Below are 7,191 nucleotides of genomic sequence, written 5' to 3'. Positions count from 1 at the left end.
GCTTATCCTGTTGAACGACTGTACAGGTGCTCCCATCCTTTCAGGACCATATTCCGGAAATGCCTGGATATATTTACCTGTAGATAATGCTGCATCACCAAAAAGAAGTGCTGCTGTCTTTGCTCCCTGTCCACCCCTTCCATGCCACCGTATCTCAAAAACCTTCTCTTCCATTATTTCACCTCTCCTTTATAAAAAACTAAAAATACCTTTATCGTGATAATCTCCAACAAAGAGAGAAAATATAATACACATCCCTGTAAGACAAAACTCTTTTCATTATACAACTTTAAAAAAAAGATAGCAAAACCCCAGAGAAGGAAAAAGATAAATAGAAGTAGAACTATATCTTTAAGATTGTTTCTGATAAATACCATACTGGTCTTCATTGCTGTAAAGAGTGGTATATCATCTGATACAATAATAAAGGGTGTATAGAGGGTAAGAAGTAAGAGATACACCGGGAAAGAAATCCATAGTATTGTAAATGTCGTAATAAGCCCTGCGGTAAGAAGGGACGATTCCTTCACAAGTTCAATCATACTTAAACAGAATGAAGAAACTATGAGAAGGAAAAAAAATGCCAAGACCTTATACCACAAAACACGACTAAAAAACCTCCAACCTTTTCTAAAAATCTCAGAAAGTGTAGGATAGCATCCCTGTAGAAACTGGTTGATACCATAATATATAGAGACGGTCAGGTAATTCTCTAAAAGAAAAAGGAGTAAAAAAACCTCCGATATAAAAATAGATTTTCGGGACACCGGGTTAGAATCTGGTTGAGGGATAATAGATGAAGATAGAACAAGATATACAAAAATAATAAAAGAAAGGTAAATCTCTTTTTTTTTCAACATAAATCCGTTTTTTATAATATCTTTCATCTCTCTTTTTCTATGTATTCAACAAGGTAATTAACAACTTTATCTCCCTCCACCTCAACAAACCTGTCTTCTTTCCTTATCTTGACCTCCACCTTTCCTTTTTCAATAAACTTCTTCCCTATCACCACCCAGAGAGGAACACCGATAAGGTCTCCATCTGAAAACTTCATTCCTGCACTTATATCTCTGTCATCATAAAGAACCTCAATCCCTGTATTTTTAAGGTCATCATATATCCTTTCTGCTGTCTCTCTAATAAGTGTATCTTCAGAATTCACAGGTATAACAAGCACAGTAAATGGTGCAACTGATAAAGGCCAGATAATCCCTTTCTTATCATAATTGCCTTCTATAACAGAAGAAACAATCCTGCTTACACCTATACCATAACAACCCATAACTGCTGGCTTCTCTTTACCATCTGAATCTACAAAAAGCGCCTTCATTGCTTCACTGTACTTTGTCCCTAACTTAAAGATATGCCCTACCTCAAGTTCAGGACATTCTCCTTTTGCTACAAACTCTTCAGAAAACTTTCCTCCAATCACACCTGAATCTGCCTGCTGTATAGAACATTCAAGTCCACACCTTTTAAATATCCTTATATATGCCTCCTTCATCTTCTGATATGAGATCTCTAACCCCTTCTCATCCCTGTCAAAACTGTATGCATCCTTCATTAAAAACTCTCTTGCCCGTATTATTCCAAATCTCGGTCTCATCTCATCCCTGAACTTTGTCTGTATCTGGTAAAGGGTTACAGGAAGGTGTTTCCATGAGTTGATATATCTTCTCACAATATCTGTTATTACCTCCTCATGTGTTGGTCCAAAAAGCATAAGCCGTTTATGCCTGTCCGTAAACCTTATCATCTCCTCTCCCATCTCATCCAGTCGTCCGCTTTCCTTCCATAAAGATGCTGGCTGCAGTGCGGGCATAAGAAGTTCAATAGCACCTGCTTTATCCATCTCTTCCCTTACAATCCCTTCTACCTTTTTAAGAACACGATAACCGAGAGGCAGGTATGTATAAACCCCTGATGATACCTTATCTATCATACCTGCTCTGCACATAAGTTTATGGCTTATTGTTTCAGCATCCTTTGGTGGTTCTTTCAATGTGGGTAAAAAATACCTGCTCCATCTCATAAAATTCTCCTTTTTTTCTCTTATCATACACTCTAACTTCTAATATTTCAAAAAAAATTTGACAGAAAAAAATAATAAAGTAAAATAGTTCTATGAAATTAACGAAGTTAAAGAATCCTGCCTTTAGAAAAGTAAAGATAGATAAAAAATTTTACGAGACCCTCTTAAACCACCTCCCTGAAAAGATATTCTATAAAGATATACAATCAAGATACATAATGATAAATAAATCCCTGGCAGATGACATTGGAATAAAACCTGAAGATATAATAGGAAAAACCGATTTTGATGTGTTTCCCCACCACATAGCAGAACAGTACAGAAAAAACGATATAAGGATAATAAGAACCGGAAAAGCCAAACAATTTTTAGAGCCATACTGTCCACCTGGTAGAAAGTGTGTTGTCCAGTGTATAAAAATTCCTCTTAAAGATAGAAAAGGGAAGGTTACAGGTATCCTCGGTATGGCATATGATATAACAGATAAGATGAACCTTATAAAAAAATTGCAGAGGACATTAAAAGATTTCCAGCAGACATTTAATGAGATAATAAAGGCAATTATGGATATTGTAGAAACGAGGGACCCCTATACTGCAGGACACCAGAAAGGGACAGAGAAACTCGCCTGTGCAATAGCAGAAGAGTTAGGATGTTCAAAAAAAACCATAGAGCAGTTAAGGATTGCCTCTGCCATCCATGACCTCGGGAAAATTTTTGTACCTATGGATATACTGAATAAACCAGCACGACTAAACGATGTGGAGTATGAATTTGTAAAGACACATTCTTCACATGGATATAAACTCCTTAATGATATTAAACTACTATCCCACATAGCAAAAATAGTTTATCAGCACCATGAACGTATAAACGGTACTGGATACCCTGAAGGTAAAAAGAATGGAGAGATTTCTCTTGAGGCAAGAATCCTTGCAGTAGCGGATGTTATAGAAGCAATGACCTCTCATAGACCCTACAGACCTGCACATACATTAGAAGAAGCGCTTGAAGAAATAGAAAAAAATGCAGGTATCCTTTATGATAAAAGGGTAGTAAACGCAACCCTTAAACTTTTCAGAGAAAAACGTTTCACCTTCAAGTAAGAAGGTTTTCATTATCTTTCAAAACAGGCAACATAATGTCCACTACCTTTTTCCTTCAACTCTGGAACCAGTTTAAAACATCTATCCTTTCTATAAGTACACCTGTGATAAAAAACACAACCACTTTGTTCTTGTATTCTCCTACCTTCTGAGATATTTACCTTCTTTAAAAAAGATGAAGAGATGAGAATATCTGTATAAGGATGCAACGGCTTCTTCATAACATCATCCCTGATCCCATATTCTACAACTTTTCCTCTATACATCACAGCAACCCTATCGGCAATAAAGTTTATCACCTTTATATTATGAGATATAAACATATATGTCAGGTTCAATCTCTCTTTCAAGTCCACAAAAAGGTTAAGTATTTTCGCCTGTACAGAAAGGTCTAAATTTGAGGTCGGTTCATCACATATAATAAATGATGGAGATGTTGAAAGTGCCCTCGCAATAGCAATCCTCTGCCTTTCTCCTCCACTGAACTGGTGTGGGAAGTTATAAATCCTGTCCTGCTCAATCCCCACCATACCTAATAACTCCCTTACCCTCTCCCTCTTTTCTACCTTATCCATATCTCTTATACCTTCCGCTACTGCATCTGCCACCCTTCTCCTCGGGTTTAATGACCTGTAAGGGTCCTGAAATACAATCTGACATTCCTTCCTTAATTCTAAAAGTTTCTTACCTTTTAAGTCCGTAATATCCCTGTCTCTAAAATATATCGTCCCTTCTGTTAGTTCAATAAGCCCTGCCATTACTTTACCGAGAGTTGTTTTACCACTTCCACTCTCTCCTATAACACCAAATGTCTCTCCTTTATATATCTCAAGAGATACATCATCCAGTGCCAAGATATCATATCCTTTCCTTATATGGTATCTCTTACTTACCCTGTCCAGTTTCCACATTATCTCCATATCTGAAACACCTCACAAAAACTCCATCTTTTTTTATTACTGATGGTTCACTCTTTCTACATATATCCATAGCATAAGGGCATCTCGGATGAAATGCACAACCAGAAGGAAGATTATAAAAATCAGGAACATTGCCCTCTATTGTTTTTATCCTTTCACCTCTATTGTATCTTTCAGGAAGACAGGAAATAAGCATCTCTGTATACGGATGGAGTGGGGACTTTATAATATTTTCTGCACCTGATATTTCCACTATCATTCCTGCATACATCACTGCAATTCTATCTACAAAATCAACGGCAAGTGATATATCATGTGTAATAAACAGAAGGGAAAGACCATATCTTTCCTTAAGTACTTTTAAAAGTTCTATTATCCCGTATGCTGTTGTAACATCAAGAGATGTGGTTGGTTCATCTGCTAAAAGAAGTGATGGATTATTTATTAGAGACATTGCTATCATCACACGTTGCTGCTGTCCACCACTTAACTGGTGTGGATACCTGTAATATATATCTTCTGAAAGTCCCACATTTCTTAAAGCATTCATACATCTGGTCTTCTTTTCCTCTGTTGACAACCCTCTATCCTTTATCGCTTCAAATATCTGACTTCCTGCTGTAAATACAGGATTAAGATAGGAAGATGGCTCCTGAAAAATCATCCCTGCCTTACTCCCCCTTATGCTTCTTAACTCCTCCTCACTCATTCCAACAATATCATTCCCACAGAGAATAATACTTCCACTTCTGATATACATATTTTCTGGAAGCAATCCCATTATAGCCCTCGCTGTGAGTGTTTTTCCGCTTCCACTTTCACCTACCAGAGCAACTGATTCTTTCTCTTCTATGGCAAACTCAACTCCTCTCAAAATCTCTACCTCTTTACCGTATATATCCTTTTTCAGAACCACTTTCAGTTCTTTTATATCAAGTATCTTTCCCATATACATTACCAGTTTTTAGGGTCCATAACATCCCTTAACCCGTCCCCTAAAAAGTTAAATGCAATCACTGTTAAAAAAATAAAAAAGCCGGGTATAAGCATCCATGGTGCTCCTGTAAGAACCCTCAAATTCCCTACAGCGACTGAAAGCATATTCCCCCAACTTGGATATGGTTCCTGTATCCCGAGCCCAAGCAAACTCAATGCTGACTCTCCGAGAATATAATCAGGAACAGAAAGTGTAAGTGCTGTGATTGTATAAGAAAATGTATTGGGTAGAATATGCCTGGTAATAATCCTGAAAGAAGATAGCCCTAATGCCCTCGCTGCCATTACATATTCTTCTTCCTTTATTGAGAGCACCATTCCCCTTATTATTCTCGCGAGGGATGCCCATCCAATCAAACTCAAAATTATAACTATAAGAAGATACACTTCAACAGAAGAAAGGTCTGCAGGAAATACAGCGCGCAATGCAAGCATAAGATAAAAGAACGGGAACATCATAATAATCTCCACCACCCTCATCAGGACTGCATCAACCCTGCCACCGAAATATCCAGATATGCCACCTATGAGAAGCCCGAGTAAAAAAGACACAGCAACCCCTATGACACCTATGGAAAGAGACACCCTCGCACCATAAAGAACTCTGGAAAATACATCCCTGCCATGGTTATCCGTCCCGAAGAGGAATATCTTTCCATCTCCTGCGCCAAAAAGATACCTGTCTGTTTTTATAAAACCGAATATTTTTCTTTCATCCCCTTTCACAAAAAGTTTTAAAGGATATATCTTTGACTTATCCACCTCATACTCTTTAAAAGCAGGATTAACAACCTTTATCCCGTAAACAAATGGTTTTCTTATCTTTCCGTTATGGAAGATATGTGGTAATACAGGAGGACATAGCGCATATTCCCTATACTGCAGGTCATAAGGATAAGGTGCAATGAGATCAGCCATTATAGAAAGGGCATAAAGAAATATAAGTATCCACAAAGATATTAACGAAGCCCTGTTCCTGTATTTAAGCCGTCTTATAAACACCTTCATCTCAACCTCACCCGTGGGTCAGCAAATGCAATGAGTATATCTGCTATAAGATTACCAACAATAAGAAGCACCCCCCCTATCAAAAGCGATGCCATAACCAGATACAGGTCCTGTGATAAAACCGCATCCAGCATCAATCTTCCCATACCAGGCCAGTTGGTTATTATCTCAACGAGGGCAGCACCACTTAAAACAGAAGACAGTGTATAGCCAAATATTGTTATCATCGGGTTTATAGCATTCCTTAATGTATGTTTGAAATAGACCTTTTCAGGAGATAATCCCTTTGCATATGCAGTAATTACATATGGAGCACCAAGAATTTCAAGAAAGTTATTCTTCATAACCCTGTATAGCCCACCGATACCTGCAAGAGTAAGGGCAAGTCCGGGTAGTAAAAGATGCTTGAGATAGTCAACAAACTTCTCCCATCCTGTCGCTCCTATATAAAAAACACTTGTGGTTCCACCAACAGGCAGGATAGATGTCCTGGCAGCAAAGAATACCAGAAGCATCGCTATAAGGAAGGCAGGTAAAGATATACCTATATACGCAAGAAAAGACAGAGTCCTCTCCTGCCACCTTCCCTGTTTAATAGCAGCAAATATACCCGCTGGTACAGCAATCAACCAGGTAAGCAATATAGAAAAAACAGAAAGTGAAAGTGTATTTTTAAGCTTCTGTCTTATAAGAAAAGAAACAGGCACATGATAAGAAAAAGAGACACCGAGATTAAAACGGAAAAGATTTTTCAGCCAGTAGAAGTACTGGATAACAACCGGTTTATCCAGCCCAAATGCCCTTCTCATACTTTCTATGGTCTGGGGAGACACCTCAGGGTTCATCTGCATCTGTGTAAAATAGTCCCCTGGAGCCATCTGGATAATAACGAAAGAGATAAAGGTCATCCCTAAAAGTAGTGGAATAAACTGCAAAAACCGTATCAATATATATCTTCTCATCTCCATTATTTTACTTCTCTCTACCGAAAAATCAACTTTTCACCTGTTATGCCTTGCTTTCTTCAGGAATTTTTCAATCTACTTATCAAAATTTCCGCAAACCTCTTTTGGGTCAAAAAGTAGGGGGGTTTTGCGGGAGAGCGAAACCCTTGATAGACAATGGA

General features: G+C 38.0%; 8 protein-coding genes. 1 reads left to right on the top strand and 7 read right to left on the bottom strand.

What is annotated here, in order from left to right:
* From N3D17_07470 to proS, 3 genes are all read right to left on the bottom strand, one after another.
* Window positions 1–174 (bottom strand): 2-oxoacid:acceptor oxidoreductase family protein (locus N3D17_07470; protein MCX8083206.1); only part of this gene is annotated, 174 nt, incomplete at its 3' end.
* Window positions 174–887: a hypothetical protein gene (locus N3D17_07465; protein MCX8083205.1), complete on the bottom strand. Its 714-nt coding sequence runs from the start codon at window positions 885–887 to the stop codon at window positions 174–176. The genes N3D17_07465 and N3D17_07470, both read right to left, overlap by 1 nt.
* Window positions 884–2,035 (bottom strand): proline--tRNA ligase, encoded by a 1,152-nt coding sequence (gene proS, locus N3D17_07460; GenBank protein MCX8083204.1) that lies wholly within the window; start codon window positions 2,033–2,035, stop codon window positions 884–886. The genes N3D17_07465 and proS overlap by 4 nt, the downstream gene beginning before the upstream one ends.
* A gap of 92 nt (window positions 2,036–2,127) precedes the next feature.
* On the opposite strand from proS, the gene N3D17_07455 reads away from it, so the two are divergent.
* Complete coding sequence (locus N3D17_07455) at window positions 2,128–3,141, top strand: PAS domain-containing protein (protein MCX8083203.1); 1,014 nt, start codon at window positions 2,128–2,130, stop codon at window positions 3,139–3,141.
* 11 nt (window positions 3,142–3,152) lie between these two features.
* On the opposite strand, the gene N3D17_07450 is transcribed toward N3D17_07455, so the two are convergent.
* Genes N3D17_07450 through N3D17_07435 form a run of 4 tightly spaced genes read right to left on the bottom strand, consistent with a single transcriptional unit; the run spans window position 3,153 to window position 7,033 of the window.
* The gene (locus N3D17_07450) at window positions 3,153–4,061 is read right to left on the bottom strand and encodes an ABC transporter ATP-binding protein (GenBank protein ID MCX8083202.1); all 909 of its coding nucleotides are present in this window, start codon (window positions 4,059–4,061) and stop codon (window positions 3,153–3,155) included.
* Window positions 4,027–5,010 (bottom strand): ABC transporter ATP-binding protein, encoded by a 984-nt coding sequence (locus N3D17_07445; GenBank protein ID MCX8083201.1) that lies wholly within the window; start codon window positions 5,008–5,010, stop codon window positions 4,027–4,029. The genes N3D17_07450 and N3D17_07445 overlap by 35 nt, the downstream gene beginning before the upstream one ends.
* A 5-nt stretch (window positions 5,011–5,015) precedes the next feature.
* Entirely contained in the window at window positions 5,016–6,065 is a 1,050-nt protein-coding gene (locus tag N3D17_07440) for an ABC transporter permease (GenBank protein ID MCX8083200.1), read from the bottom strand.
* Window positions 6,062–7,033 carry an ABC transporter permease gene (locus N3D17_07435; protein MCX8083199.1) on the bottom strand — a complete coding sequence of 324 codons (972 nt, stop codon included), beginning with the start codon at window positions 7,031–7,033 and terminating at the stop codon, window positions 6,062–6,064. The genes N3D17_07440 and N3D17_07435 overlap by 4 nt, the downstream gene beginning before the upstream one ends.
* Between the last annotated feature and the right edge of the window lie 158 nt (window positions 7,034–7,191).

The sequence above is a fragment of the bacterium genome (assembly GCA_026414725.1).
Lineage (GTDB): Bacteria > Ratteibacteria > UBA8468 > B48-G9 > JAFGKM01 > JAAYXZ01.
The sequence above is the reverse complement of the archived record's forward strand: the minus strand, read 5'-3'. Positions and strand labels throughout refer to the sequence as shown.

Bases quoted from the DNA above. Each gene is read 5' to 3' on its own strand.
- N3D17_07465 (MCX8083205.1), bottom strand. From the start codon at position 887: ATGAAAGATATTATAAAAAACGGATTTATGTTGAAAAAAAAAGAGATT.
- N3D17_07435 (MCX8083199.1), bottom strand. From the start codon at position 7,033: ATGGAGATGAGAAGATATATATTGATACGGTTTTTGCAGTTTATTCCA.
- N3D17_07440 (MCX8083200.1), bottom strand. From the start codon at position 6,065: ATGAAGGTGTTTATAAGACGGCTTAAATACAGGAACAGGGCTTCGTTA.
- N3D17_07455 (MCX8083203.1), top strand. From the start codon at position 2,128: ATGAAATTAACGAAGTTAAAGAATCCTGCCTTTAGAAAAGTAAAGATA.
- N3D17_07445 (MCX8083201.1), bottom strand. From the start codon at position 5,010: ATGGGAAAGATACTTGATATAAAAGAACTGAAAGTGGTTCTGAAAAAG.
- N3D17_07450 (MCX8083202.1), bottom strand. From the start codon at position 4,061: ATGGAGATAATGTGGAAACTGGACAGGGTAAGTAAGAGATACCATATA.
- proS (MCX8083204.1), bottom strand. From the start codon at position 2,035: ATGAGATGGAGCAGGTATTTTTTACCCACATTGAAAGAACCACCAAAG.